The sequence below is a fragment of the Alteromonas nitratireducens genome, from assembly GCF_040812025.1.
Lineage (GTDB): Bacteria > Pseudomonadota > Gammaproteobacteria > Enterobacterales > Alteromonadaceae > Alteromonas > Alteromonas nitratireducens.
This window is the reverse complement of record NZ_JBFNPK010000006.1, coordinates 112,306-137,309: the sequence shown is the minus strand read 5'-3', so window position 1 is coordinate 137,309 and position 25,004 is coordinate 112,306. Positions and strand designations below refer to the sequence as shown.

General features: G+C 45.7%; 19 protein-coding genes and 1 pseudogene. 13 read left to right on the top strand and 7 right to left on the bottom strand.

Annotation, left to right across the window (positions count from 1 at the left end; translation table 11 throughout):
* Positions 1 to 48: 48 nt before the first annotated feature.
* The 7 genes from dptF to AB1N33_RS07620 all read left to right on the top strand — a co-directional run bounded on the left by dptF (position 49) and on the right by AB1N33_RS07620 (position 11,261).
* Positions 49 to 1,656, top strand: a complete 1,608-nt coding sequence (gene dptF / locus AB1N33_RS07650) for a DNA phosphorothioation-dependent restriction protein DptF (protein ID WP_411270958.1) — start codon at positions 49 to 51, stop codon at positions 1,654 to 1,656.
* Positions 1,646 to 2,971, top strand: coding sequence for a DNA phosphorothioation-dependent restriction protein DptG (gene dptG, locus AB1N33_RS07645; RefSeq protein WP_411270957.1), 1,326 nt, complete (start codon positions 1,646 to 1,648; stop codon positions 2,969 to 2,971). The genes dptF and dptG overlap by 11 nt, the downstream gene beginning before the upstream one ends.
* Positions 2,952 to 8,036: a DNA phosphorothioation-dependent restriction protein DptH gene (gene dptH, locus AB1N33_RS07640; RefSeq protein ID WP_411270956.1), complete on the top strand. Its 5,085-nt coding sequence runs from the start codon at positions 2,952 to 2,954 to the stop codon at positions 8,034 to 8,036. The genes dptG and dptH overlap by 20 nt, the downstream gene beginning before the upstream one ends.
* Positions 8,033 to 8,857 (top strand): restriction endonuclease, encoded by an 825-nt coding sequence (locus AB1N33_RS07635; RefSeq protein WP_411270955.1) that lies wholly within the window; start codon positions 8,033 to 8,035, stop codon positions 8,855 to 8,857. Before dptH ends, AB1N33_RS07635 begins: the two co-directional genes overlap by 4 nt.
* Before the next feature lie 83 nt (positions 8,858 to 8,940).
* Entirely contained in the window at positions 8,941 to 9,429 is a 489-nt protein-coding gene (locus AB1N33_RS07630; RefSeq protein WP_411270954.1) for a hypothetical protein, read from the top strand.
* Positions 9,430 to 9,445: 16 nt separating this feature from the next.
* Positions 9,446 to 9,952 (top strand): hypothetical protein, encoded by a 507-nt coding sequence (locus AB1N33_RS07625; RefSeq protein ID WP_411270953.1) that lies wholly within the window; start codon positions 9,446 to 9,448, stop codon positions 9,950 to 9,952.
* A 7-nt stretch (positions 9,953 to 9,959) separates the two neighbouring features.
* Complete coding sequence (locus AB1N33_RS07620) at positions 9,960 to 11,261, top strand: DNA sulfur modification protein DndB (RefSeq protein WP_411270952.1); 1,302 nt, start codon at positions 9,960 to 9,962, stop codon at positions 11,259 to 11,261.
* A gap of 80 nt (positions 11,262 to 11,341) precedes the next feature.
* Here AB1N33_RS07620 and dndE read toward each other — a convergent pair whose 3' ends face one another.
* The 4 genes from dndE to dndB are packed head-to-tail and all read right to left on the bottom strand — an operon-like array spanning position 11,342 to position 16,379.
* Positions 11,342 to 11,680: a DNA sulfur modification protein DndE gene (gene dndE / locus AB1N33_RS07615; protein ID WP_411270951.1), complete on the bottom strand. Its 339-nt coding sequence runs from the start codon at positions 11,678 to 11,680 to the stop codon at positions 11,342 to 11,344.
* 2 nt (positions 11,681 to 11,682) lie between these two features.
* Positions 11,683 to 13,641 (bottom strand): DNA sulfur modification protein DndD, encoded by a 1,959-nt coding sequence (dndD, locus tag AB1N33_RS07610; protein ID WP_411270950.1) that lies wholly within the window; start codon positions 13,639 to 13,641, stop codon positions 11,683 to 11,685.
* Positions 13,631 to 15,298: a DNA phosphorothioation system sulfurtransferase DndC gene (gene dndC / locus AB1N33_RS07605; RefSeq protein ID WP_411270949.1), complete on the bottom strand. Its 1,668-nt coding sequence runs from the start codon at positions 15,296 to 15,298 to the stop codon at positions 13,631 to 13,633. Before dndC ends, dndD begins: the two co-directional genes overlap by 11 nt.
* The gene (gene dndB, locus AB1N33_RS07600; protein ID WP_411270948.1) at positions 15,291 to 16,379 is read right to left on the bottom strand and encodes a DNA sulfur modification protein DndB; all 1,089 of its coding nucleotides are present in this window, start codon (positions 16,377 to 16,379) and stop codon (positions 15,291 to 15,293) included. Before dndB ends, dndC begins: the two co-directional genes overlap by 8 nt.
* Positions 16,380 to 16,510: 131 nt before the next feature.
* Here dndB and dndA point away from each other — a divergent pair, with 131 nt between their 5' ends.
* A complete protein-coding gene (gene dndA, locus AB1N33_RS07595) occupies positions 16,511 to 17,635 on the top strand; it encodes a cysteine desulfurase DndA (RefSeq protein ID WP_411270947.1) in 1,125 nt (374 codons plus the stop codon).
* Positions 17,636 to 17,831: 196 nt separating this feature from the next.
* Here the strand turns inward: dndA and AB1N33_RS07590 are convergent.
* Positions 17,832 to 18,092: pseudogene (locus AB1N33_RS07590) on the bottom strand (DUF2034 domain-containing protein); the annotation flags it as partial.
* Positions 18,093 to 18,403: 311 nt separating this feature from the next.
* On the opposite strand from AB1N33_RS07590, the gene AB1N33_RS07585 reads away from it, so the two are divergent.
* The 5 genes from AB1N33_RS07585 to AB1N33_RS07565 all read left to right on the top strand — a co-directional run bounded on the left by AB1N33_RS07585 (position 18,404) and on the right by AB1N33_RS07565 (position 22,549).
* Positions 18,404 to 18,637 (top strand): hypothetical protein, encoded by a 234-nt coding sequence (locus AB1N33_RS07585; RefSeq protein WP_411270946.1) that lies wholly within the window; start codon positions 18,404 to 18,406, stop codon positions 18,635 to 18,637.
* 107 nt (positions 18,638 to 18,744) lie between these two features.
* Entirely contained in the window at positions 18,745 to 19,002 is a 258-nt protein-coding gene (locus tag AB1N33_RS07580) for a hypothetical protein (RefSeq protein WP_411270945.1), read from the top strand.
* 171 nt (positions 19,003 to 19,173) lie between these two features.
* On the top strand, positions 19,174 to 21,378 hold the full coding sequence (locus tag AB1N33_RS07575; RefSeq protein WP_411270944.1) for a prolyl oligopeptidase family serine peptidase: 2,205 nt from the start codon (positions 19,174 to 19,176) through the stop codon (positions 21,376 to 21,378).
* A gap of 181 nt (positions 21,379 to 21,559) precedes the next feature.
* Positions 21,560 to 22,168, top strand: coding sequence for a class I SAM-dependent methyltransferase (locus AB1N33_RS07570; RefSeq protein WP_411270943.1), 609 nt, complete (start codon positions 21,560 to 21,562; stop codon positions 22,166 to 22,168).
* Between the two features lie 168 nt (positions 22,169 to 22,336).
* Positions 22,337 to 22,549: a hypothetical protein gene (locus AB1N33_RS07565; protein WP_411270942.1), complete on the top strand. Its 213-nt coding sequence runs from the start codon at positions 22,337 to 22,339 to the stop codon at positions 22,547 to 22,549.
* Between the two features lie 61 nt (positions 22,550 to 22,610).
* Here the strand turns inward: AB1N33_RS07565 and AB1N33_RS07560 are convergent, their stop codons facing one another.
* Positions 22,611 to 23,498: a TolB family protein gene (locus AB1N33_RS07560; RefSeq protein WP_411270941.1), complete on the bottom strand. Its 888-nt coding sequence runs from the start codon at positions 23,496 to 23,498 to the stop codon at positions 22,611 to 22,613.
* A gap of 96 nt (positions 23,499 to 23,594) precedes the next feature.
* Positions 23,595 to 24,980: a M20/M25/M40 family metallo-hydrolase gene (locus tag AB1N33_RS07555; RefSeq protein WP_411270940.1), complete on the bottom strand. Its 1,386-nt coding sequence runs from the start codon at positions 24,978 to 24,980 to the stop codon at positions 23,595 to 23,597.
* Positions 24,981 to 25,004: the final 24 nt, after the last annotated feature.

Sequence of the window (25,004 nt, the reverse complement as noted above, 5' to 3'; positions counted from 1 at the left end):
CATGGAGCGGTAATAAAGCCGTTCCTATTCAATAGGGTAGCTGAAGATATGCGGCTTAGAGAAGTTCTTGGAGTACTTTCTAAATCCTCGCCTTATGCGGTTAAAACTGAGCGTGAGCTTGCAAAAAGTGATGCGCTAGATGAAGTTAAAAATTACCTTTACGTCGAAACCGACATCGAAAATGACTTCCATAACCAGCTTAAATCGCTCAGTTTTGGTGAGAAGAAAATTATTTTCCTGTGTGGAAGCAGCGGTGACGGTAAATCAGAAATATTAACCCGCTACTCCAAGCAATATAAGCATAAAGCCCACTTTCACCTAGATGCTACTCATAGTTTTGGCCCACAAGAAACGGCAATACAAAGATTAGATAAGGTTTTTGCAGATTATGATTCGGGTAGTTTGTCGTTAGTTGTCGGTATTAACACCGGTATGCTTGGTAACTACGCCGAAGAGGGCGGTAACGACAAGATCAAACTGGCTGTAAAAGCGTTCCTGCAAAAGCGTGAAGTTAGCAGTGAGTTTGTTTTTCTCGATTTTGAACAATATCCAAAATTCAAACTTGAGTCTCACCGCTACAGCTCAAAATTCACCGAGCAGCTAATACAGCGTATCACAGCACCAGAGGATAATATTATTCGTCAGTATTTTGATAAAGAGCGTGCTTTGCCGGAGCCGGCAAATGTTCTTTGTCAGAATTTCGAGCTGTTATCGCTACCTTCGGTACAACGCATTGTTGTTGAATCACTGTTTAAAGCTAGATTGATGAAAGATCAGTTCTTAACAGCCCGTGCCCTGCTTGATTTTATTTATCACTTGTTCGCGGGTGACAACTACTTATCGGAAAATCTGTTTACCTGTTCAGAAAGTGAGATTGTCGCCAAGATTGCTGACTTTGACCCGGCGCTATTAAGAACAAAATTAATTGACCAGTTTGTGCTAAGCCATAAACTCGGCATTGACGAGCCTGAATTTGAGGAGTTTAAGCAGGCATTAAGAGACAAGGGATTTGATTTTAGGAAGCTGCGCTCACCTGAGAGTAATATCCGGTTGTTTTATCTGTTACAGCATGAGGATATCGGTAATAACTATCACCACCGCTTCAAAGCAGACTTTAACGATAGCCTGTTAGGCAAATACGCCACCATATGGCGTTTACACAACATGCCAGAGCACGCCGATGCGAAACAAGAACTAAAGCTGTTCTATCGGGATGTGCTGCTCACAGCCATCAGTAAATACAATAATCGAAATGCGCCCCAGTTAGGAAAGGACGAATTGTTGCTGACGACGCGCGGTGGCTACCATATTGCTGCTCAGGTTGATGTTAAGCAGGACAATGCTGCTATTAAGTTACAAGCGGCCACAGATTCTGAGCATGTTGGTTACTTTTATGCCTGCCTTAAAGTTGATGAACAACCGTTACGCAAAATGGCAGTAAACATTAATTTACTCGGTTTGTTGTACAGGATCTGTGAAGGTTATCAGCCAAATAAACACGATAAAAATGCGGTGGTATTACTCGACGAACTGGTTGAAGAGCTGCATGACATCGCGAGTAAAGCCAAAACACTGCTCATTCTTCGAGGCTCTAGCCGTTATCGTTTATACAACGCAGAGGGTGATGGCAGTGAACTGGAAGTAAGTGGAGGCTAAGCAGGTGTATTTAAGTACTAAATTAGAAGTTTCAAAAAATCGCCTGAATACGTTTTTTCCATTAAGAACCAAAGATGAGCGTAAAGAGTTAGACTGGGATAGCATTCTTGGCAATGTCATATCTGAGGTGTATCGCAAACAACTAGCAGTAGAGAGCTTGGCTGACTTTCAAGCGTTGTGCGAGCAAGAGTTAAAACAACGATTGGATGATGATGCTTTCTGGCCAGTTTTAAAAGCTATGTATTTTGACACCTCAGATGTATTGAAAATTGCACCTGAGTTTTTGCTTTTTCGCTCAGAACAGGCTGAAGACAACAAACACAATCAACGCATCGGCGATATGTTTGTGAACTTATTAGGTGGCAAAACGCTGCTTAATTTATCTCCAATGCGGCTTAACTTTATTGAACAAGTGCTGTTTGATGTTTTTGAAAGCAAAGCGCTTAAACCTGAAGCAAAGATCAAGAAGAAGCCTATAAAAGAGCAACCTTATCTACCTTTTTTGGCAGAGTGCTTTAAGCAAGACTTAGCCTTTCTGGGATCTAAGCCGCGCTATCTACTAGAGAGTTTCCATGACTTTTTACGCCTATATGGTTTTTTATACACCAGCCAGCTGGCGCATAACCTAGTTAATTGGTCTGCAGGTGAGCCCACGCCTCATCTAAATTATTTGATTTTAGATACCGAAAAAGCCAGTGCCGAGCGACAGCAATTAAAAGACTTTGGTTATCACCAGCTTTATAAGCACGTTCAACTTATTTTCCCTTATCTGACAATGAATGAAATGTTGCAGAGTGGGCGGGATGAAATAATGCCCTTATGGGCATTATCAGAGAGTATTCAGAGCTTTGAAGCAGCAATTACGATGCTGAATGAATTTGCAGGGAAGTTTATAGAAGACCGGCAACTTCTCAAAGTTGCCGTGGAGCATAAGTCCGATGGCATTTCAGCGTTGCGCCAGGTTTTGAAATTATCGGTTGAACAATTTAAAACCGGTAATAAAGATAAAGACGATATCAATAGTAATTTTGCCAAAGCTACGATTAAGCATTTATGTGCCGATTTTATCCAGCAACGTGGTGCGGCAGGTTCGGTATTAGTTATAAATCAAGATTACCTCTTACTACTTACTAACCTGGTAATTGGCAGCAACGAATCATTACGATTGAACGAGTTAATTAAAGGCTTTAATCAGCGAGGCGTATTTTTTGATAAACAAAGCCAGGCTGAAATTGTGCAGTTTTATGAGCGCATCGGTAATGTTGAGCGCATGAGTGATAGTGGAGATGCAGTATATGTCAGAAAAACAGTTTGAGCGCTTTCTGGTTGAGCAGTTAATCAGCCGTTGCCAGAGTGAACTCAAAGCGGGTTTTCGCTATCAGTTTAAGTCACCAGACGACAACAACAGCCGGCTACTGATTAAAGCATTGTTGGAAAAGCAAGTCGCATCTATTACCGATGTGCAAACGCCATTACCTTGTATTCAAATAGGCTCGGTGAAGTTGATTCCTGTGTTACATGGTAATGAAGCGCCTGGCTTTACTGAAAATTATATCTCTCGCCTGCGAGATATGGTTGCAGGACAGCAAGGTGAGTTCGCTGGCACGGCCTTGCTGGTTGTGCACAACAGTATGCTGGATACGATTATTAATTCTGCTGAGGACCTTGCGCAGCAAGGTAAGGTTTGGCACCCCAATACACTAAAAGATGAGTTAAAACAGCTTATTAATCCGCTAGACCAGCAGCGTGCGGTTTCAGAGACTTTGCTCGATTTGGTTTACGAGCAAATTGTTGATAACGGTGGTACGGTTTTTGGTTTTAACAAGCTTTACAGTGCTATTTTAGACGGTGATTTAAGGTTTGATGAACTGGGTTTGCTGCAAGATAGCGACTTAAAACGCTATGAAAATCAAAAAGATCAGATCCAAAAACGTTTAGAAGAGAACCAGCGATTGCATGACCGAATTGCCCAAATTACCGAGCGATTCCCTGGCGAATTGGTAGAAAAGCTTGGTGAGCTCGATTTTGGTGAGAAATTTATTGAAGAGCATTTCTCAGAGCCTGATCGTTGGCGCAAAACACTCGAGTTAGGGGCCTGTTTCGAAGAACAGAAGAAAAATCGCAAAGCTGGCTTAAGTCTGGAAAACGAGGAAAAGGGCTTAACCGTTGATTTAATCGGCCGAGATAAAGCCGCTACAAAAGCCGGTAAGCGGGAGCGACATTTAATTTTATCGTTGCACCCCGGTGAGACCAGCGCTGATTTTGAGTTAGTGTTTATTGGCGATGCTATCGAGAAAGAACAGATAGAGATAAAAGATGTCTCTGAAGACAAAATTAAATTTGTTGGCATCAATAACGCTGGTGGTAAACGTAGCAGAGTTAAATTTAGTTGCTTTGATATTACCGCGCCACTGTTTTGTTTTATTCGCTTAAACCGTGAAAATACCGGCGAGCGTTACGGCTTTAAAATTGTTATTTTGCCAGCGTCAGATTTCCCTTTAGAAAACATCTCCCATAGCTTTCTGGTGCAGGTCAAGCAGCGCAAGCTGCTACTACAGACCGATGATAACCAGCTACGCATTTCAGACCTCTCGACAACAGCTGTGCTTGAGCAGCAGGGCCAGGTATTTGCCTGCACCGATATTGGTGTGGTTGATTTTGAAGCGATGGCGAATGAATCCGCTGAGATTGGCTTTAGCATTCAAACCAACAGTTACAACCTGGATTTTGAAGTTGAAGGTGCCGTGGCCTCAGAGGCTTTGAGCCTGCCATTATTGTTAGATACCGAGCGTTACCCGAGGTTATTTGATGAAAATTACTTTGGTGTGTTTAACAAAAGCAAAAACAAAATCATCATCGATAACCAGGAAGTTGCACCAAAAGGCCGTCGGCTAACCATTTTGCAGTGGGAACATCAACTGGTCTCCGAGCAGTTGCTATACCGCCATGATGAGGCAGAGCGTAATTTAACACCGGCCGATTTTAGTCAGTTTCCCGCTGTACAGCAGGCTTATACCGATCTGCTGGCAGAACTGTCTAAACGTAAGTGCTTACCTTCTTTATCCGGTTGGGATCAGCACTACATTAACTTGGTGCGACAGGTGGTAGCCGCCTTTTCAGAAGCGGTCAACGGTATCGAAGAGAATGACATTTTAAATAAGCAACAAAAGCAATTAATGCTGATTGGTTTTGCTGTATTTGATGGTGCCGAATATATTACGCCGTTGCACCCCATGGTGCTGTCATATTATTTGTACCTGGCGGAGCAAATGCTGGCTGATAAGCAGCAGGCACAGAGTTTTGCTGAGCTACCCCGTATTACAAAAGAACGGTTAAACCCACAGGGTTTAATGCCTTATTTGTATCATCCAAAGCATAAATTTAGTTATGTGCAAACCGAGCGAGATAACAGTTTTTGGCTGCAGTTAGTGCCGCAACAAGAAACCAGTTACAGCTATGTGCGTAAGCTTGTTGATGAAAAAGCCACTGAGTTTCAGGCGGCATTTAGTATGCTTTTCAACTGCGGTCCGAAAGCGAAATTGCTGATTAATTCGGTAAACAACCACGACAACTTTGATTTGTTTATGGGGCTCGTCGACCTGGTTAAAACTCTAAAAGACAAAGTGCCTTTTATTCATGTATGCCTGTACGACGATGAGCTAATGTACAACGAGTTTGATCGTTTTGCTGACATGGGCAAGCACGAAGAGCTAAAACAGCGCTACGAGTTAACCAAGGGTAAAGCCAAAGAATATGCCGATCTGGTCGTTGATTTGCTGCGCACCCGCTTAACCTACAGCAAGTTTGAAAACAGCAAAGTTAGCGAACAGCAGTATGCGCACATAAGCTTCTTCAGAAATAATCAGCGGGTTGAACGGTCTGATGTTGACCCGGCGCAAGAATTAAGTGGTGTAGTATGTCACGGCCTCATTGCCGGCGAAGCCGCTGCCAATAAGCAAGATAGCTACTTTACAGCGTTTGGTTTAAAAGGTGTTGATACAACAGAGTTGCCACACTTAGCCTTGGCGCAGCAGTATAACCGCCTGGTAAAACCGGCGTACAAAGCAAATGAGCAGCACGGCAAAGCAAAATCGACGGCACTGGCGGTGAATGACAGTTTCCGTAGTCTTTTAGAACGCTCGTATGACTCTTCTATCTGGACCTGTGTTATTGATCCAAAAGTAACGTTGGACTTTTTCGAGTCATCCAAAGATGTGGTGCTTATTCACTACTCTGATAACTACACCAACTCGACTAACTACGATGCTATCACGCTTACTAAGCAAACCGATTTGTATCGCAAAGTGTTAGAGCGAGATGAAAAAGGCGGCCACATTGAAGAGTTTAATGCTTTCAATGGTGAGTGGTTATTGAAGATGATTACTGATAATGCCAATGAGCGTAAAGCGAAGCGTGGCATCATCGGTGCTTACAAGTATGTTAACTGCTTACTTGCGCATTCAGATATTACCTGGGTGCCACTATCGGTAGCCGAGATGATCCGGGTCGCAGGTAATATCGGCCTTAAAATTAGCGAGTCTGATTTTTCCCGTTCAGTCCAAGGCTATAAACAAGGTGCTATTTCAGACGATGTATTGTTTGCTGGTTTTAAAGACGACAAGTTGTATTTATTGCCGGTAGAGGTAAAGACCGGTAAGCGACAAACTCACAGTAAAGGCTTTTTACAAGCGCTAGAGTTAAAACGTTACCTAACGGAAGACTTGCTCGGTAAGCGTGACCTAGCAGGGCTGTTATATCGAGGCCTATTTGCCCGCCAAGTGCTAATGCAAGTCGAAAAGTACAAACTTTACAACTTATATGACGATGGCTACTTTGATGACTTAACCGCAAAACGCGAATGGTGGCTGCAAGGTGACTATCAGCTTGGTGAGCTGGCCGATTATCCTCAAGGCTTTTTGTTCGTAAATGTTGAAGACGGCACCTTCTTTGATGCTTGCTACAGCGAAGAGCAGGAAATTTTAAAAATTGAATTACCTAGTGGTTGGCTAGGAGATTTAATTCGTCAGCCGCTAAAAACTATGCTGGCTAAAGCAAGTAGCGAAAGCTTATTCCGGGTGCCTGCGCAGTATTTTTTACAGCCACAAACTGTAGCAAAGGATGCAATTCCATACCCTGAGCATAGCCCGACAGAATTTAGGAAAGCTGCTGAAGAAACAGCGGTTATACCGGTTGATACAAGTGCCAAGCCGCAGCCTACGGAAACTCAAAGCGCGAATGAACACAAGACCAGCCACAGTCCGCTTAAGGTATTGTTCGGCCATGATGCGAGAACTGAGCAGCCACTATATTGGGAGCCAACTAATACCGCCCGCTTTATGAATACCAATACCGGTATTATTGGCACCATGGGTACAGGCAAAACCCAGTTCACTAAGGCGATGATTACCCAGCTTTATCGTAACCAGCATAACAACGTGAACAGCGCACCTATCGGCATGCTGATATTCGATTACAAATCAGACTATGTTGATGATGCGTTTATCGAAGCGACTAGTGCTAAGAAATACAATCTTTATAAATTGCCTTATAACCCCTTAAGCTTATTTGGTGATACCCCAATGCTGCCGGTGCACACTGCCCGAGCGTTTTCAGAAACCATGGGTAAAGCATTTAACCTTGGGCCAAAACAACAGCTGAAATTACGCCGTTTGGTGGGCGATGCTTATGAGCTCGCAGGTATAAGCAAAAGTGATCCATCAACGTGGCAGCGCCCTGCACCAACTATCAAAAATGTTTGGGCTCTATTTGAAGAGAGTGAACCCGCCGAGGACTCATTGTTTGCAGCGCTTGAAAGCCTGAATGAACTCGAGGTGTTTGAAAGCGACAACAGTAAATGCGTCAGTCTGTATGATTTGATTGATGGAATAACTGTTATTGAGCTTGCGAAATACCCGCCAGAAGTACAGAGCTTGGTTGTCGCTTTAACACTGGACCTGTTCTACTCACAGATGCAAAAGTACGGCAAACCTGCAGTACAAGGCGATTTTAGGCAAATAACTAAGCTCATTCTGGTTGATGAAGCAGATAATTTTATGTCGCAGGATTTCGCCAGCCTACGCCGCATTATGAAAGAAGGCCGCGAGTACGGTGTTGGTGTGGTGCTATCAACTCAGGATATTACTCACTTTAAAACCGGTGAAAATAACTACGCTTCGTACATCCTAACCTGGGTAATCCACCGCGTAGCCGAAATCCGCAATGCCGATATCAAAGCGATTTTTAACGTGGATGATAAAGGTGAGCAAGAAAACTTAATGGAAACCATCCGCAAGCTGGAAAAGCATTACAGCTTGTATATCGATGGTAAAAAGACACTGACAAAAATGCGTGATAAGGCTTTCTGGGAGTTGGTGAAATGACGATAGTAGAGGCCATAAAAAACGTCCTAAGTAAATTTAAAGACGGATTACCATATACAGAAATTTATAAGAAAATTGTTGAACAGAAGCTTTATGAGTTCGGGGCGAAAGATCCTCAAGCAATAGTAAGAGCTAAGCTAAGACAGCATTGCTATGGCGTTGAGTACCCATCTGCGAGCCCTACTAAACACTTTATTTCCGATGGGGGGAAAGGAAACAAAGCGTTATATAGAATATGGGATGGTCAGGAAAAATTAAATCCGAAAGTCGCAAATAAAAAAACATCAGGAAATGAGCTGCCGGAAGAGCTGATACACCAACTTCATATTGATCATATAAATAACATTAAAAACCAAATGATGGACGCGATCTACAATTCTGACCCAGGCTTTTTTGAAAAGCTCGTACTGAATTTACTCAACCGAATGGGATTCGGCTGGGACAAGGACAAGTCTGCTTTTCATGTTGGTGGACCGAATGATAGAGGGATAGACGGCGTTATCTTCGAAGATCAACTTGGATTGGAACGGGTATATATACAGGCAAAGCGCTATGGGAAAAGTAACGGAGTAGGTAGCTCAGATATACAGCGCTTTATTGGAGCGATGAATACTAAGAATGCTAATAAAGGTGTCTTCATAACTTCTTCTTACTTTACAGAAGGTGCGAAAATTGAAGCAAAAGATGCGAGGAACATAAGTCTTGTTTTGATTGATGGAGAAAAGCTAAGTCATCATCTTCTGGAAAATGGTTTAGGTGTGTCTGTAGCTGAAACATATAAAACTTACACTATTGACTCAGATGCATTTAGAGATAGTTGATTTTATTTTATTTTTCATCTTGTTTGGTAAGTGGCATTAAGTGTCAGTTATATTAATATTGGGGTTTTAAATTGAATCAGCACTTGATTACTATAATTTTAGGGATTCCCAGCGGGATATTTTCAGCTTTCTTCATATGGCTTTTTTTCGTGTTCTATCAGAAGCAAATTAAACCTTGGTTTCAAGATTTAGTATATCGAGGAGTTGAGATAGAGGGAGTTTGGCAGAGCGAAGAACCAGTTGATAACAGCGATGGCGCAGAGGGTAAGCCAACCGTAATTTCAATGCTTCAAATTTCGACGCAACAGGGGCATACAATTAAAGGTGCATTCTCCCAGCAATTTGAAAGTTCTAGTGGTATGCGTTCTGGGGCATTTAAAGCGGAAGGGCAGATCATAGACGGGATCGTTGTCATGACGCTTATGCCGGAGAGCAGAAGCAAATCTACCTATGGCACTTTGGTTATGAATTTAGGTTCAGCTTCGTCTTCACTCGAAGGTATCTTCACATATAAAGGTGCAATTAGTAATAATGTTACGTATCAGAACGTGAAGCTAATTAAAAAGCCGTAATTAAGGGCATTTCGCTATGGGAATAGTAAGTTGTTTGTTATCAGAAGAATACTTAATTAATAGGGAATATGTTAGTTCACTAAGAAGCGAAATAACTGCGATTGGTTCAAGTTGGCAAGAGTTAAATCTTTTGCAAGATAATCTAAACGAAGTTCCAGAGCAAACTGGTGTTTTTATATTGTTTTTTAAGGATTTAATTTCGAGCAGTGAATCAAACTTATATACAAGAAATATAGTTTTTATTGGTGGGGACGATGGGGGAAACCTTCGTCATCATTTTTCTGAGTTATTGTCGATTTTTGAGAGTAGGTCAATTTCTAATAGCAAATTTTCTGCTGATATTCTGAAGTTTGAAATGCGATGCCGTGAAGGAGATTTGATATTTAGTTTCACAACGACAGAGGCAGTAAACATTGAGCTTGTAAAAACAGCGCTAAATAAGCTCAAGAAGTCTTATTCACCAATTGGCAATAAGGTTCCAATGCTAAAACTAGACCATTCAAGAATTGAACCCGCATTTTGAGGATAATATGTCGAACAAAACTCTAATACCAGCGTTAAAGGCGAAAGTAGGCGATTGGAATTACTACATTTGTGTGATGAAGTACGCCCAAGTTGCAAAGGAGTGCTCATTTGCATACGAGCTGGGTGGAAATCCAGAGCTCAATGAGTTGCTCCAAAGAGGGATCTCAGATAGAACGCAAGGCATAGTTGAGTACTTAATAAAATCCGAACATAGGTTTTTGGGCTCGTTGATTGTCGCGGCTTGGGGGGGGCACCCAAATTATATACCAGTAAAAATGGACGAAAGTGACGATCTAATAAAAGGTCTAGATAGCGGTTTTGGCGTTCTGACATTTGACGGCTCACAGCAGTATTTTGCTTTGGATGGCCAACATAGATTGAGAGCGATTAAAGATGCCATTAAGAGAAAGCCTGAATTAGGTAATGAAGAAATTAGTGTGATTCTTGTTAGTCACTTTAATACTCCAGAGGGCCAGGAGAGAACTCGTCGTTTATTTTCGAATATTAATAAAAATGCGAAATCCACAACATCTACTGAGAATATTGTTCTAGATGAAGATGATGGTTACGCTGTTATCAATAGGCGCTTGATAAATGAGCATCCTATTTTGTCCGATAATGGGGTTGTGTCTATTTATAGACGTCAGAATAGTGAAGGTGGTCTCTCTATTTCAACTAGTGTGTCTAACTCAGATAGAAAAGCCATAACGTCTATAAAGCAACTTTATGAGATGGTTAAAGCACTTTCAGTAGGCACAGAGATAGATGGTCACAACATCAATATCAGACCTACTGACGACGATCTAGAACAAAGTTACAATAAGATTTCTGACAGAATTACTAATCTATTTGAAGCTTGTGGAGATGTTCTTAGCCTTTCTCAGAAAGACGACATCAGAGTCTTTAGGAAGAATAAGATGGATTCTGGAAAAGAGCACGCCTTTTTAAAAGGTGTAATCCAGCGTGTTGTTACGGATGTTATATCTCAACTTATCAGAGAAGGTCGAATCACTTGGGAACAGGCATTTGTCAAGCTGAGCGAGCTGGATTGGAATGTTAAATCTTCACCTTGGAATTGCGTTTGCAATATCTCGGAGACCCCCTCCGAGCCAAGCAAAATGCTAACCAGTAGAGATTTCACTGCGTTGTTGGAAGATATGTTGAAAGTTCATATCGCGCCCAAAACACGAGCTGATATTAAAAAAGCGCGAAAAGCGTTCTTGGATTTAAGAGGATTTCACTATCCTGTTAGCGAAGATGTCCTTTCAGTTAATCTTGAGCAGCAAGCTAGCTCTATAGGCAGCTAAAGAGCGAAAATTTTATGAAAGATGTGATTGTTAATCCCGCAAGCACATCTTTTCTCCACTCCCAGTGTGAGATGTATTTGTTATATAGATTTACTGTAAAGGTTTATACCTCTATTCAAATGAATTTTCAAAAAGGTCGATAAATCTGTTTCTCCGGCGCTTTTGAAAAATTTGCGGTATGACTCTTTCAAAAGAGTCATGTAAACATCGGCGTATTCACCAGCAAAAGTTTTCCAGGTCATTTCAACATTACTATCCGAAGGAATATCTTCCTTCGGTGGTACTGTTGGGTCGGCCAGTGACATGCATAGCGCCCAGCGGCATAGCACGTTCCAGTTCTCGATGCCGGTTTTACGTTTTAGGATAATCAGTTGCTGCTTTTGCTTTTCTGATAAACGAATGATGTCAATGCTTTGCATAATCAGAAGTATCCCTCGTTAAAACCGGAGCTTTTGGCTGGCTCGTTGTAGCTAATATGAAACTCGCGGGCGATATAAGGCTTAAGTTGTTGGTAATAATCACCAACAATTTCCTCGTCAGTAGACAGCAAAATGACCTGCGGCCCGGCTTTTGGGAAGTAGTTATTTACCAGGTTGCTACGGTGCTTGCCATCTAAACGCCCCAACGGGGTGTCGATAACGGTAGGCAGTTCCTTACCTGATGCTTCTGCCAAGCCCCATAGAATAGCAATAGCGAGCAGCTGGCGCTCACCGGCTGATAGGTTAGCAGGCTGCAAGGCATTACCTGCTGCGTCGTACAGCGTAATCGCAAAACTGGTTGGGCAGATGGTTAGATCGCTAATCAACTGTGATTTGCGGCCCAATGCATCAAACTTCTGCTTTACCAAGCGTTGTAACTGATCGATATTTTCACTAATAAGCTGTTCAGCAAAGCCCTGTAACGTGGTTTTAAGCTTTTTAATGTGCTCACTAACTTGAATAGTGCGCTTTTGCTCAAAGGTGTCTTTGTTTTGCTGTGCTAATAAGTTGGTGTAGCGCTGTGACAATACATTGCTTTTCGCAATTGCTTGGTCGAGCAGTTGTTGTTTTTGCTTATGGCGGGTGCTGAGGTTTTTAAAGGTAGCCTCATACTCTGCCAATTCAGTAATTAAATGCTGAACTGAGTCGTAAGCCGGTATGGTATCTAGCTGCTTTTGCAGCAAAGCGTATTGTTCCAACAGCTTGGCTTCATCCTGCTTTAAGCGTTTGCGTAGCTTATCTTCTTCCGCTATCCGCTCATCCAGGCCATTAAAAATACCCAAATCAGTATTAAGGTAGCATTCTACGCTGGCTAATTGCTGACGAGCTTCGGCTTGCTCAGCCATGGTATTGCTAACCTGAGCAATGGTTTGTTCGGGCGCTGCACTTTGGCTTAATGCTGCCAGAATTTTTTCATCATATGCACTAATGGCCTCATCCAACACCTTGGCTTGTTTTGCCTCTGTTTCCAGCTTTATTTGTGCTTTGGTTTGTGCAATCAGATCTTTGACCAGTGCTAACGGGCCAACACCGGCGGCGAGCTTTATTTGCTCTGCTTTATTGAGTTTAAGCTTGGCTTCAACCGCACCTAGTTCAAATTTGAGCTCGTCACGCTTTTCGATTAGGTGCGCGCCGCTATTGCGAACAGCTTGGCGTGCTTTATTAATGGCAATATTGGTATCGCTCATCTGCTGTTCGATATCGGCGATGGTTTTTTTCAGATCAGACATCAGCACATTGTGCTGTCCCATCTCATCTTCACAAGCCGATACTTTGGCCATCACACTTTGGTCAACGTTACCGGCGCGGCGCTTTTTATCAACCTGGGCTAAGTCGATTTGCAGCTGTGATAATAAATCTAGTCCCAGCAAGCTCTCGATACCGGTTTTTACTAGCTCTGATGAACGTTGTGGGTGCGCTAGGTTCTCAATTTTTTCACCATCGAAAAAGAATAGGTCGGATAAACTGAGTGGGATAAACTCATTTACAAAGTCATCCCAGTATTGGCTTAGGTGCTCGTCATAAACCGCGTTTACCAACACGCGCACTTTATCTTTAGCCTCTAACCCTTTTACCTGCCAGCTACGCTCAATGTCATACAGACGCACTGTATTGTCGGTGCGGTGTATAAACGACAAGCTGAGTTTGACTTCGGCATCATGTGGCGCGAAGCGGTTTTTACAGCTGGCTAAAAAACTGCCATAAGCCGTGCCGGCACGGTTAGAGCATTTAGCATGTTTGCCATAAAGTACGAGTTGAATGGCATCTAAAAAGGTTGTTTTACCGCCACCGTTAAGCGCGCCAAGTAATACCACCGGTTTATCTGCCGTCACATCAAGCTTAATACTGTGCTCACCCTGGTAAATACCAAAGTTTTGAATTTGCAGTTCCTTAAATATCATCGCTGACTACCTCAGTTTCAATCAGCAATGAGCTATAACCCTCTTCCTTAATTGAGCGAGTAATAACGGCAATTTGTTCGGCGATAGCCTCTTTTTCTTTTGCTGTTAGATTAGGTGAATTGTCGTATTGAATTTGCAGTTCATGCCTCTTGCGCTCCAGCGCAAAGGTTTTCGCATCTTCTAATGAAGAGAATGCACCTTTTTCCAGACTGTCATCTAATTCAGCTGCCAGGTTTGCCCGGCGCAATTGGTTTTTGTGCTTGTTGGCTATCGCCATTACAGCGCGTACTTGCTGATACATTAAACCGTCTTTGTCATCTTGCTTGGCGCAATAGTCTTTCAGTTTGTCCAGTACCGATCTATTTAATATCGGGTGATGCGCCCGCTTCTCGCCGGGATACGGCTTTTTGAGCACTTTTTCATAAATAGCCGGTAAGCTATCTTCAACCTCGAGCTTTTCTTCCAGCCAAATACGGCGGATCTCTTCTAGTTCTTCAAGCGGCAACAGCTCTAAGGTTTTAACCTCGGGTGGGCCCATTTGTTGAACGGCGACTTGTGCTTCCAGTACTTTTTTCAATAACTCTTCGCGAAAGCTTTGAATGTAAGGTCCCGGTACGATATCAGCGCCATGTTTGGAAATGTGCACAGTAAGGTTGCCATTCATACGACGAAAATCACGGCGTGCTTTATCACGACGCAGTTTATCCAGCTTCTTATCTCTGTTGGCATCATTGACGTCGATTTTATTACGCAAATTTAACAGCGGTAGCATCCATTCTTTTTCATCGTCGTTGGCAATCATCGCCGACATAGATTTGTCTTCTGACACCATGGTGCAGACATAACAACCGAAACGGCTATCACCACAGCTTTGGGTGCTTTTATCCACGACCAGCGGGCATTCGCCACCTTCTGTAGCACCTTGGTACATACCCATCAAGTCGTGGTTAGGGAAATTCCATGGGTTGGACACTGAGTTTAGGTAGACCCAAACGTCGTCATTGGTCCAATCGGCAATCGGTGTATAAACCCATACCCGGTCTAAACTGCCGTTGGCTGTAAGGCCGTCGGCTCGACGTGTATTGCTGTCTATACTTTCGTAATGCTCCATTGAGGCTGCTCGAGCAGTACTTTCCGCTTTACGCGTGCCTAGTACTAGTATCGCCTCGCCACGCTTGTCGACCAGGTTATTTATAAAGGTGTTCGACGGAGATATTTTTAATCGATCAGTACACCAGCGGAATTTATAGCGTGGTGCAGGATAGCCTTTACCAATTAAGTTAACCCAAAAGCGATCTTTTACAGCTGGGGTTAAGCGATGAGGAATAATTGGTAAGCTTTGCTTGGCAGTGGTTTCCTTCATCCGTTCCAGTGATTTCTCTACCCACATAGCAACAAAGGGGTTTTCCACTAAGGTATCCGTGCTTATAACATGTACATCTTTATGACACTTACCTTCAGCCTTTAAATCAATTAGTGCGTACCAGATAAGCTGCAAAATAGCAGTAGAGTCTTTACCGCCGCTATAGCCGATGACCCAGGGGATTTCATCAGACAAATAGAGTTGCTTCACATGAGCTTTTGCATCTTCAAGCGTTTGCTTTAAACCTTTTTTGGTAAAGGCTGAGTAAACGTTTACAGCGAGTTCACTACTCATGGTTGTTACCTGTTAATTTGGCTTCGTCTTGTTGTTCTTTGGCACTGAGGGGTAAACCTAATAACAGCTTGATGCGAGTTGCAGTGGCTTTGGCTCGGCTTGAATTATTGCTCATCTCACCATTTATCATACAGCGCCCCTCCCAATCGGCTTTATTACTTCTATCCCAGTTTATTTGTTTTAGTTTTTTTAAGGATTGCTGCCATTTAGGGACTTTCAATAATTGACGGCCTACAAGACCCAAAGCTTGTAGTGTTACTGAGTGCACATTAACAGAATGCTTTCTGGCATCGCCCGCAGAGAGTTTATCTTCATATACGAACTGCCACTCAGTCATGTTCTCATAAACCGTCTGCCAATATTCAGCAGCGACTATGCTTAACTTCTGATAGTTATCAGCGGTCACTTTATCAAACAGCTCTTTTGTTGCTCGATTAAACGCGCTATGTGTAAGTAGCTTCTTTGAACGTGGACTTAAGCTGTTTTTCTCTAAATCAATTAGTTTCTGTAACACAGGATTATTGTAAATAAGCTCTTTTGAAAGCATGGCGCAGGGCGAATTGTCGTAGGTTATACCTAGTGAGCGGTCAGCCTTTTTCGGGTAGAGGTTTAAATCTTTAAAGATTTTTTGCCTATCTTCTAAAGTTTTATCCGCAAAAAACACCACGGAAATACTTTCATCAGCCAAAGTCGGATCTTGTTTTAATGCCTCTGCAATAGCAGCATTGCGATGTTGTCCGTCTGTAATATAAACCTCGGCATCGGCATCAATAGTCAGGGTGCCAATATTGGTCTCATGCGCACCGCTACCTATAGGAGTAAAGGCGCTAGCGCCTTCAATACATGCGGTAATAGCTGAAAAAGCGTAATCTTCGCGTTGAGACAGAATATAATTGGTTATTTGGGGAATGCGCTCTGGATTCAACGTACGCTGTGCCCGTGCTTCAACCGGTAATGCGCTCTCATCGAAGGTAAATACCTTACGAAGTCTTTTTAATGGACACATAACAATGTAGTATTCACTACCTGCTTGCACTCCACGAATGGCTGGAAAAGACGTCCCTGACGATATACTGTTCACACCAATACCTAACTGTTTAACTAATTATTGTTTGTACAAAATTATAGCTTGTTTGTACAAACAGGGGCGATATAGTATCAGTTAGACTTTTACATGTCTGCTAATTTAGGCAAAAAACTTCGGCAATATTTATGACTGTATATTTGGATTTTAACGCTACAACCCCCGTTTTACCTGCAGTTGCTGATTTGGTTTATAAACTGATGGTCGAGGAGTATGGCAATGCCGGTAGTCGTACCCATGAATATGGTGTGGCGGCTAAGCGCGCAGTGGAAACAGCCCGTGCGCAAGTTGCTGAAATTGCCAAAGCGGACAAAACAGAAGTGATTTTTACCAGTGGTGCTACAGAGAGTAATAATATCGCCATTTTGGGCTTACGTGAATTTGCAGAGCGTAGCGGTAAAAAACATATTATTACCAGTAAGCTGGAGCATAAAGCAGTACTTGAACCTATAGAGCACCTTGAGCAGCAGGGCTTTGAAGTTACCTACCTGGATGCAACAAGTGATGGGCAAGTGGATATTGAGCAGCTAAAAGCGGCACTGCGTGACGATACCGTGCTGGTGTCAATAATGCACATCAACAACGAAACTGGTGCAATTCAACCCATCGCAGAAATCTGTCAGTTGCTGGAAGAGCATGAAGCTTATTTGCATGTCGACGCTGCACAGAGTTTTGGTAAGTATCCGTTTGATCTTGATAGTAGCCGTATCGATTTTATCAGTGTCAGTGGCCACAAATTGTATGCCCCCAAGGGCATTGGTGCGCTGATCATGCGTCGTCGGGGCTTTATGAAACCTCCGCTGAGACCTATTTATTTTGGCGGCGGGCAAGAAAAGGGCTTGCGTCCTGGTACGCTGGCGACCCCGCTAATAGCAGGATTTGGCCTCGCATGCGAGCTGGCTGCAGAGAATGCCGAAGAATGGCTGGCGCATGTCAGTGAGTTAAAAGCCAACTTTATGGCTGCAGTAAGCGAGCTGGGCGGTGAAGTTAATGGTCAGAATACTTCGCCCTATGTCGTTAATTTTTCTGTACCGGGGATTAACTCAGAAGCGGCGATGGTAAAGCTAAAGGGTATTATTGCTGTATCAAACGGCTCTGCTTGTACATCAAGTAGCTATACCCCATCGCATGTTTTAACTGCTATGGGGTTGGATTCAGATCGCATCGCTGGCGCTATTCGTGTCTCATTTGGCGTGACCACAGAACAGTTGCCAATTGATCAGATTACTTCGGCACTACGAAGTCTGCTTTAACGAATCCGGTATCTGGTAAAAATAGGCGTTACCTTGTTTTTTAAAAGGTAATTTGCCAGAGACCCGAAGGTGCATCAGTTCACAGCTGGATACCTTAAGCACCTTCTTCGCTTCTTTGCTGCTAAGCCAGATATCATTTTTGACAGTTCTATTCTCTAATTCCATAAATGCTGCTCTTAACTTTAATTGTCTTCATAATACTCTTCTGCGTATCTAATTGGTTTGCTTTTCGGCGAGCATTAAAAAACGAAAATGGCGCAATGAGAAATATGACTATGGCGAAAAATGGGGCGGGAACGGCAAGCGCCTTAAATAGCGCACTGAGAAGCTGGTTGTCTGTTTCTATTAACGGCAAAACGTAGCCCATTACGAAATAGACAATAACTGCCGTGATTACAGAAACCCACCATGGCGCGTGAAAAAGATCGTCAGCAAATGACATGTTTTTTCTGGGCATAATCAAACATCCTTGTTTAACAACCATGACATAGTAACTCAGAGGGTGTCTTAGTTGGGTATTAATTCCAACCTTGTAGTATTGACTTATTGATATGGTCAATGAAACGTGGATACTTTTTGAGCTTATTTTTCCGCTTTGCCGGTAGGCACCATAGTTATATTGATGCAGTCGTCCCCATGGTAACTGGTATCCATGCGATACACCTTTTACGCAATACCTTCACCAAATAAACAAAATGTCACTTACCGGATTCACGCAACTGCCGTATTATAGCGGCGTTGTAGGTTTGGGATTTACATGCAGTATCTATGAGCCTGATTTCAACACTATCCGGTTGGTTGCTGGTCATTCTGTCGCTGGCGATGTACATCTTTGGCTATCTTGACTCGCACGTGGTCAGGCTGGAGGAAGTGCGCGGCACGCTGCTTATTGCTATTGTTCTTATGTTGCTTGGTGCGTTGCTGAAGCCGGTTGAACAGTTTTATACCGCAGCAACCGCAAAAAAACAAAAATCCCGAACCCCGCCTGCGCCACCCGTGTGAGGTTGCTGAATAATCCACTGGCAACAATTCCTATCCAGGACTATACCCGTAGTAACTCTTCATTTTTTTTGCGAGCCGAAATGCGTTCGCAGTGTACGGGCACTATCATGGATATGCGCGAGGCAGAAGCCACAGCCCAGGCTAACCTGGATGCAATCTACCAACAACTGGGGGTAGGCCGTATGGCTGTTGCCAGCGCGGATGATGCACAGCTGGATGCGCTGCTGTCTGAGTTAATAGAAATGTATCCCTACCGTGACCTGGATAACGCTACCATAAAAAAAGTGGTTTCCCTTCGCGGGTCGCTGGCCAGGTTATTGCTGCTTCGTGACGGATTTAATCTGGCCGACCTGCCGTCCGATTAAGTCTGCCAACGCACACAAAACCGGGCATACTTTCCTTTCCGTTGCAGAGTCCGGCCTCAGCCTTATCGCAGCACCCAACCACAGAAAACAAAAGAATCCATCGTCAATTCTGGGTAGTATGAATAAGTCGTTTATTACACATAACAATACCAACAACACGATGGGAAACTCATGGTTCAGATAAAACGCTTTATTCTGCCGGTGGCGTTGCTGTCACTTACCGGCGCAATCAGTGCCTGTCAGCCTGATACAACGTCTTCGCAAACACAAACCGCCGATGCCAGTGCACCCGCTGCGCCGGCAATTAACTATCCGGACACCCGTAAAGGGGAGGTGGTCGACACTTATTTTAATGTGGACGTGGCCGACCCGTATCGCTGGCTGGAAGATGATCGCAGCGACGAAACCGCGAACTGGGTGAAAGCGCAAAATAAGGTAACCCAAAGCTACCTGGCTAACATTCCTTATCGCGGGAAAATCGCTGAAAAGCTAAGCGCGCTGCTTAACTATGAGCGGGTATCTGCGCCGTTTGAAAAAGGCGACTACACGTATTTCTATAAAAACGACGGGCTGCAGAATCAGGCCGTAGTGTATCGCCAGAAAGGGGATGGCGAGCCGGAAGTGTTTATCGATCCTAACACCTTCAGCGACGACGGTACGGTGTCGCTGGCGGGGCTGTCGTTCTCGGAAGATGGTTCGCTGGTGGCTTACCAGACCTCTACCGGTGGAAGCGACTGGCGTGACGTGTACGTGATGAACGCCGAAACCAAAACGCTGATTGGCGAGAAACTGGTTAACGTAAAATTCAGTGATCTGTCCTGGTACAAAAACGAGGGGTTTTATTACTCCAGCTACGACAAGCCAAAGGGCTCGGAGCTAAGCGAAAAAACCGACCAGCATAAAGTGTACTACCACAAAGTAGGCACAGCGCAGGCCGACGACCAGAAAGTGTTTGGTCATACTGACGAGCAGAAACACCGTTATGTGGGCGCCAAAGTGGGTGACGAAGGCCGTTACCTTATTGTTAGCGCAGCGGTGTCTACGTCGGGTAACCGCGTGTTTATTCAGGATCTGCAAAACCCGGATGCCGGGTTTGTTACTGTTAAAGACGATCTGGAAACCGATGCCGAACTGCTGCTGGTAAAAGACGGCACGCTGTACTTTAAAACCAACCTGAACGCGCCGAATTCCAAAGTGGTCAGTGTGGCAGCCAGTAACCCGGCCGTTGCAAACTGGGTGGATGTACTGCCTGAAACTGATCATGTGCTGTCAGTGTCGACGGTGGGTGGCTACTTCTTTGCTGAATACATGGTGGACGCTATTTCGCAGGTGAAGCAGTACGCGCTGGACGGTACGTTCGTAAGGGAAGTGGCGCTGCCGGGTATTGGCTCGGTTGAATCATCAGGCCGCGACCTGGGCGGCATTGGTTCGTTCACCGGCGCCAAAGACGCCACGCTGACTTACTTCATGTTTGAAAACTACAGCACACCAAAAACCACCTATCGCTACAACATTGAAAGTGGTGAAAGTGAACTGGTGATGAAGCCGGCTACCACGTTTGACGGTAGTCAGTATGTGTCTGAGCAGGTGTTTTACACGTCGAAAGATGGCACAAAAGTGCCCATGATCATTACCCACCGTAAAGATCTTGAGCGCAACGGCAAGAACCCCACCATGCTGTATGGCTACGGCGGGTTTAATATCAGCCTGACACCGCGTTACAGCGCCACGGTAGCCGCCTGGCTGGAAATGGGCGGCGTGTATGCGGTGCCCAATATCCGCGGTGGCGGTGAGTACGGTAAGGCCTGGCATAAAGCCGGTACGCAAATGCAGAAGCAGAACGTGTTTGACGACTTTATTGCCGCCGGTGAATACCTGATTGAAAACAACTACACCAGTTATCAGTATCTGGCGCTGCGCGGCGGTTCGAACGGTGGTCTGCTGGTGGGTGCGGTGATGACACAACGCCCTGATTTGGCAAAAGTGGCGCTGCCCGCGGTAGGCGTGCTGGATATGCTGCGTTATCACACCTTCACTGCAGGTGCAGGCTGGGCGTATGACTACGGCACGTCTGAGCAAAGTGAAGAGATGTTCCGCTATCTGCTGGGCTACTCTCCGGTTCACAACGTAAAAAGCGGTGTGGATTACCCAGCCACAATGATCACTACCGCCGACCATGATGACCGTGTGGTACCGGCGCATTCGTTCAAGTTTGCTGCCGAGCTGCAGGCGAAAAATACCGGGCCCAACCCCATGCTTATTCGCATCGAAACGGACGCGGGGCATGGTGCGGGTACGCCGGTCAGCAAAACCATTGAGCAGTATGCTGACATTTACGGCTTTACCCTGTACTCAATGGGTGTTGAGTCGCTGTAAGCTACTTTTGATAAATGAAGCCAGGCACTTGCCTGGCTTTTTTCTGTTTAACGCTATGTATTGCCGTTGTCGGTAACCGGTAGCTAAACGCGTATTTGTTTCTTCGGGCCAATCTCTGTTATAGATGTTCTATCGTGCTGTGCGAAACAGCAAGCCTCAGGTTGCAAAGGAACACAACACCTTGTCTGACAATATCCAGTACTACTCGGACAATGCGAAAACACTGTCACAACAGTACAACAGTGTGCCGTTTGAAACCGTGCATAAAGACTGGCTTCACTATATTCCGGAAGCGGGTATGGCGCTGGACGTGGGGGCTGGCTCTGGTCGCGATGCGCGTTATCTGGCATCTAAGGGGTTAAGCGTTGTGGCGGTAGAGCCCGCCCGTGGTATTCGTGAAATAGCCAAACATTACCGTGTTGATAAGCCCATTCACTGGGTGTCAGACTCGCTACCGTCCCTTTCGCGGGTGTTCGCGTTACAAACTAAGTTCGATCTGATTCTGCTAAGCGCAGTGTGGATGCATATTCCACCGTCCCAGCGCGAAAAGTCGCTGCGAAAACTTAGCGCCTTACTTAAGCCAAACGGCAGGCTAATTATCTCCCTTCGCCATGGCGTGAGTAATGATGCACGCACCATGTATCCGGTATCGGCCGACGAGCTGGCCAGCCTGGCCAGTCAGTTCGGGCTGACCTTTCAGTTACTGACCCCGGAAAAGCAGGACGATGAACTGGGGCGGGACGATATTACCTGGCAGACGGTGATGCTGACGCTGCCTGCTGGTCAGTAGCCTCGACCTTCTTCTGATCTCATTGCAAAACTTCCAACCCCTCAATTTAAAAACCTGATCGAAGGCTGTCATCTTTGGCAGCATTTAGTCGGGTGCTCTTTACCTACAGTAAGCGTATGAAACCAGCAAGCGAGCCCCTGGCTCGCTCATTTTCAAAAGGACGTTGAAATGAACCGTATAACTGTTGAGGGATTCACGCTGTTCGCGTTTAAGGGGTTGATAGTCTTAAATGCCATCGAGTACTTTGCAAAAGTGATTACTGGTCCCGTGATGGCCACCTTTGAGTACCCTGAATTTCAGAACATCATATTGCTGGGGATAGTGCTGCAGGTGCTCTCTGATAAAGCGAAACGCAACGTGCAGCAACCTCACCATGAGTGAGGCGCAGAGCAACCAGCTCATCGAATAGATTGCGCCTGCAGCTGGCAGGAACTTAGCCCTGCTACATTCCCTCCCCATGACACACCACCGCAATCAGCGTTTGGGCCGGGTTAACCGCCAGGCGGCTGGCGCCGTCAGGGCAGGTGTCTGAAATATCGGCAAAGCGGGTCAGGGCGCTGCCGGGCTTCTGGCTGTCCCAGAACCACAGGCTGCCCTGGCTGGCCGCAAGTACTTTCCCGTCCGGTGTCCAGGTGTAGTAGCTGCTGTCATCGGGTAATTGCACCAGCGGCTGAATGTCACGGGTTTTGGGGTTGAGCATCATCACCCAGTTTTTGCCATCCACACGGGCATTAAAACTCATATTGTCACTGCCGGGAATGTTAAACAGGCTGGCACCGGTAGACGGCGCAACCAGAGTGGCGTCTTTGGTGGTTACATCAGCAACGTACAACTGCATGGCGTTGTCGGTCAGTACGGTTATCAGCACCTGTTTGCTGTCTATCCAGGCGTGATAACCAATCAGAAAGTCGGGCTCAAGCAGCGGATAACGTTCCCCGGTACTGCGCTCATACGCCCACAGCTCCTGAATGCCCTCGGGTGCGAAAATTACAGAAAACAGGTCGCCGCTGGCTATTGGCGTTGGGGAGTACTCACTTTCATCACTGTCGGTCAGGTTGGTTGTGCTTTCAGTGCTGAAGGTATACAGCAGGGTGTCGGTTTGTCCGTCGACTTCTGCGGTGTAAAACAGGGCACTGCCGTCGGGCAGAAAATAGGGCTGATTGTCGTAGCCCGGGCGCCCGGTCAGGTTGTGCAGCGTACCAATTGCCGGTGTGTCGTCTTTGATCGTCAGGTCGGCCAGAAAAATGTCGGCTCCGGGTGGCGTTTGCGCGCGGGCTGGCTGGCAACACAGCAGCAACAGGGCAGAAACGGTAAACAGAATAGGTTTCATGGCGGTATGCTCAAAAAAGTCTGATGGACACTACCATGGCATGAAAAGCGAAAGCAGGGAAGGGTGAGCGCCCTGCAATGAGGGCGCCCGGACGTGTTAGTAGGTAATGCCGCGGCCAAAGTCGCCGTCAACATTGGCTGTCATATAGGTAAACACCACGTAGACTGCCACGTTCTGCGCCAGCTCGTCGGGGTTCACCTTATCCAGCGTGTCGTTTGCGGTGTGGTGCAAATCAAAGTAGTCGGTGCCGTCCTGACGCAGCGAGAACGTGCTCATGCCCAGTCCGCGCAGTGGCCATAAGTCAGGGCCGCCAGTAGCTTTGGGTTCGCCCCTGGCAACGTTCAGCGGGGCAAGCACGCTCATCATCTGATCTACCATGGGCTCGCTGTCATTCGCGGATGACCAGTCTACCGACCAGATAGGACCTGCCCCGAAGTCTGACTCTGCCGCGGTGATGTGCTTGTCCATTTCGTCGGCGTGTGCGTCGGCATAGGCGCGGGCACCCACCAGACCAATCTCCTCTGCCGCCCACAGTACAACGCGGATCGTGCGCTCAGGCCGGCCCTGCTCTGCAATCAGTTTGGCGGCGGCCATGGTAATGGCAACGCCGGCACCGTCATCAATGGCGCCGGTACCCAGGTCCCAGGAGTCAAGATGCCCGCCTATCACCACCACTTCGTCGGGCTTTGATTTACCGGTGATTTCGCCAATCACGTTGTATGACGTGTATTCGTCACCCGGTGACGAGGTCAGGGTCAGCTTGAAGGTTACCGGGCCGCGCTTAAGCATATTCAGCAGCAGGTCGGCGTCGGGGTTAGACATGGCGGCGGCTGGAATTTGCGTCACATCAGGCAGGTAGTTCATGTTGCCGGTATGGGCCAGACGATCATCGTCGGTACCAATAGAGCGGATGACAATGGCTTTGGCACCTTTTTCACCGGCCACTGATGCGCCCTTACTGCGCGCGGTAACGGCCTTGCCGTAGCTCGAGCCGTCGCGGGTTTTGCCCATTTTGTAGCTGATAAACACAATTTTGTCTTTGACCTGTGCAGCGTCTGCGGCCACCAGGTCATCGAACGTATTGAAATGTACAATTTCTGCGGTAATACCGTCTTCGCCGGTGCCGATGCTATTGCCCAATGCCGTCACCACAACAGGCTGTGGGAAGGGGGCAACAACTTCTGCGGTTTCTTTGCCGCGTACCCAGCGGTTAAAGGTCACAGGCTCTTTGTATACCTTGTCAAAACCCAGTTCCTGAAACTTATTTATCGCCCAGTCAACCGCGCGTGCATCGCCCGGCGACCCTGCCAGGCGGGGGCCGACCTCGGTGGTCAGTGATTCAAGAATGGTATAGGCCAGATCGCTTTTCAGGGCAGTGTCACGCAGCGCTGCGGCATTTTTTACCTGTGCGTCAGACAGGCTGCCAGCGGCCATTACACAGGTACTGGTCAGTGCCAGCAACAAGGTAGTGAGAAATCGCATAAAGGAACTCCTTAACGGTAAAGT

What these genes read in the sequence shown, in the direction of transcription:
- dptF (WP_411270958.1), top strand. Translation starts at nt 49, where the DNA reads ATGCGGCTTAGAGAAGTTCTTGGAGTACTTTCTAAATCCTCGCCTTAT.
- dptH (WP_411270956.1), top strand. Translation starts at nt 2,952, where the DNA reads ATGTCAGAAAAACAGTTTGAGCGCTTTCTGGTTGAGCAGTTAATCAGC.
- AB1N33_RS07635 (WP_411270955.1), top strand. Translation starts at nt 8,033, where the DNA reads ATGACGATAGTAGAGGCCATAAAAAACGTCCTAAGTAAATTTAAAGAC.
- AB1N33_RS07625 (WP_411270953.1), top strand. Translation starts at nt 9,446, where the DNA reads ATGGGAATAGTAAGTTGTTTGTTATCAGAAGAATACTTAATTAATAGG.
- AB1N33_RS07620 (WP_411270952.1), top strand. Translation starts at nt 9,960, where the DNA reads ATGTCGAACAAAACTCTAATACCAGCGTTAAAGGCGAAAGTAGGCGAT.
- dndE (WP_411270951.1), bottom strand. Translation starts at nt 11,680, where the DNA reads ATGCAAAGCATTGACATCATTCGTTTATCAGAAAAGCAAAAGCAGCAA.
- dndD (WP_411270950.1), bottom strand. Translation starts at nt 13,641, where the DNA reads ATGATATTTAAGGAACTGCAAATTCAAAACTTTGGTATTTACCAGGGT.
- dndC (WP_411270949.1), bottom strand. Translation starts at nt 15,298, where the DNA reads ATGAGTAGTGAACTCGCTGTAAACGTTTACTCAGCCTTTACCAAAAAA.
- dndA (WP_411270947.1), top strand. Translation starts at nt 16,511, where the DNA reads ATGACTGTATATTTGGATTTTAACGCTACAACCCCCGTTTTACCTGCA.
- AB1N33_RS07585 (WP_411270946.1), top strand. Translation starts at nt 18,404, where the DNA reads ATGAGCCTGATTTCAACACTATCCGGTTGGTTGCTGGTCATTCTGTCG.
- AB1N33_RS07580 (WP_411270945.1), top strand. Translation starts at nt 18,745, where the DNA reads ATGGATATGCGCGAGGCAGAAGCCACAGCCCAGGCTAACCTGGATGCA.
- AB1N33_RS07575 (WP_411270944.1), top strand. Translation starts at nt 19,174, where the DNA reads ATGGTTCAGATAAAACGCTTTATTCTGCCGGTGGCGTTGCTGTCACTT.
- AB1N33_RS07565 (WP_411270942.1), top strand. Translation starts at nt 22,337, where the DNA reads ATGAACCGTATAACTGTTGAGGGATTCACGCTGTTCGCGTTTAAGGGG.
- AB1N33_RS07560 (WP_411270941.1), bottom strand. Translation starts at nt 23,498, where the DNA reads ATGAAACCTATTCTGTTTACCGTTTCTGCCCTGTTGCTGCTGTGTTGC.
- AB1N33_RS07555 (WP_411270940.1), bottom strand. Translation starts at nt 24,980, where the DNA reads ATGCGATTTCTCACTACCTTGTTGCTGGCACTGACCAGTACCTGTGTA.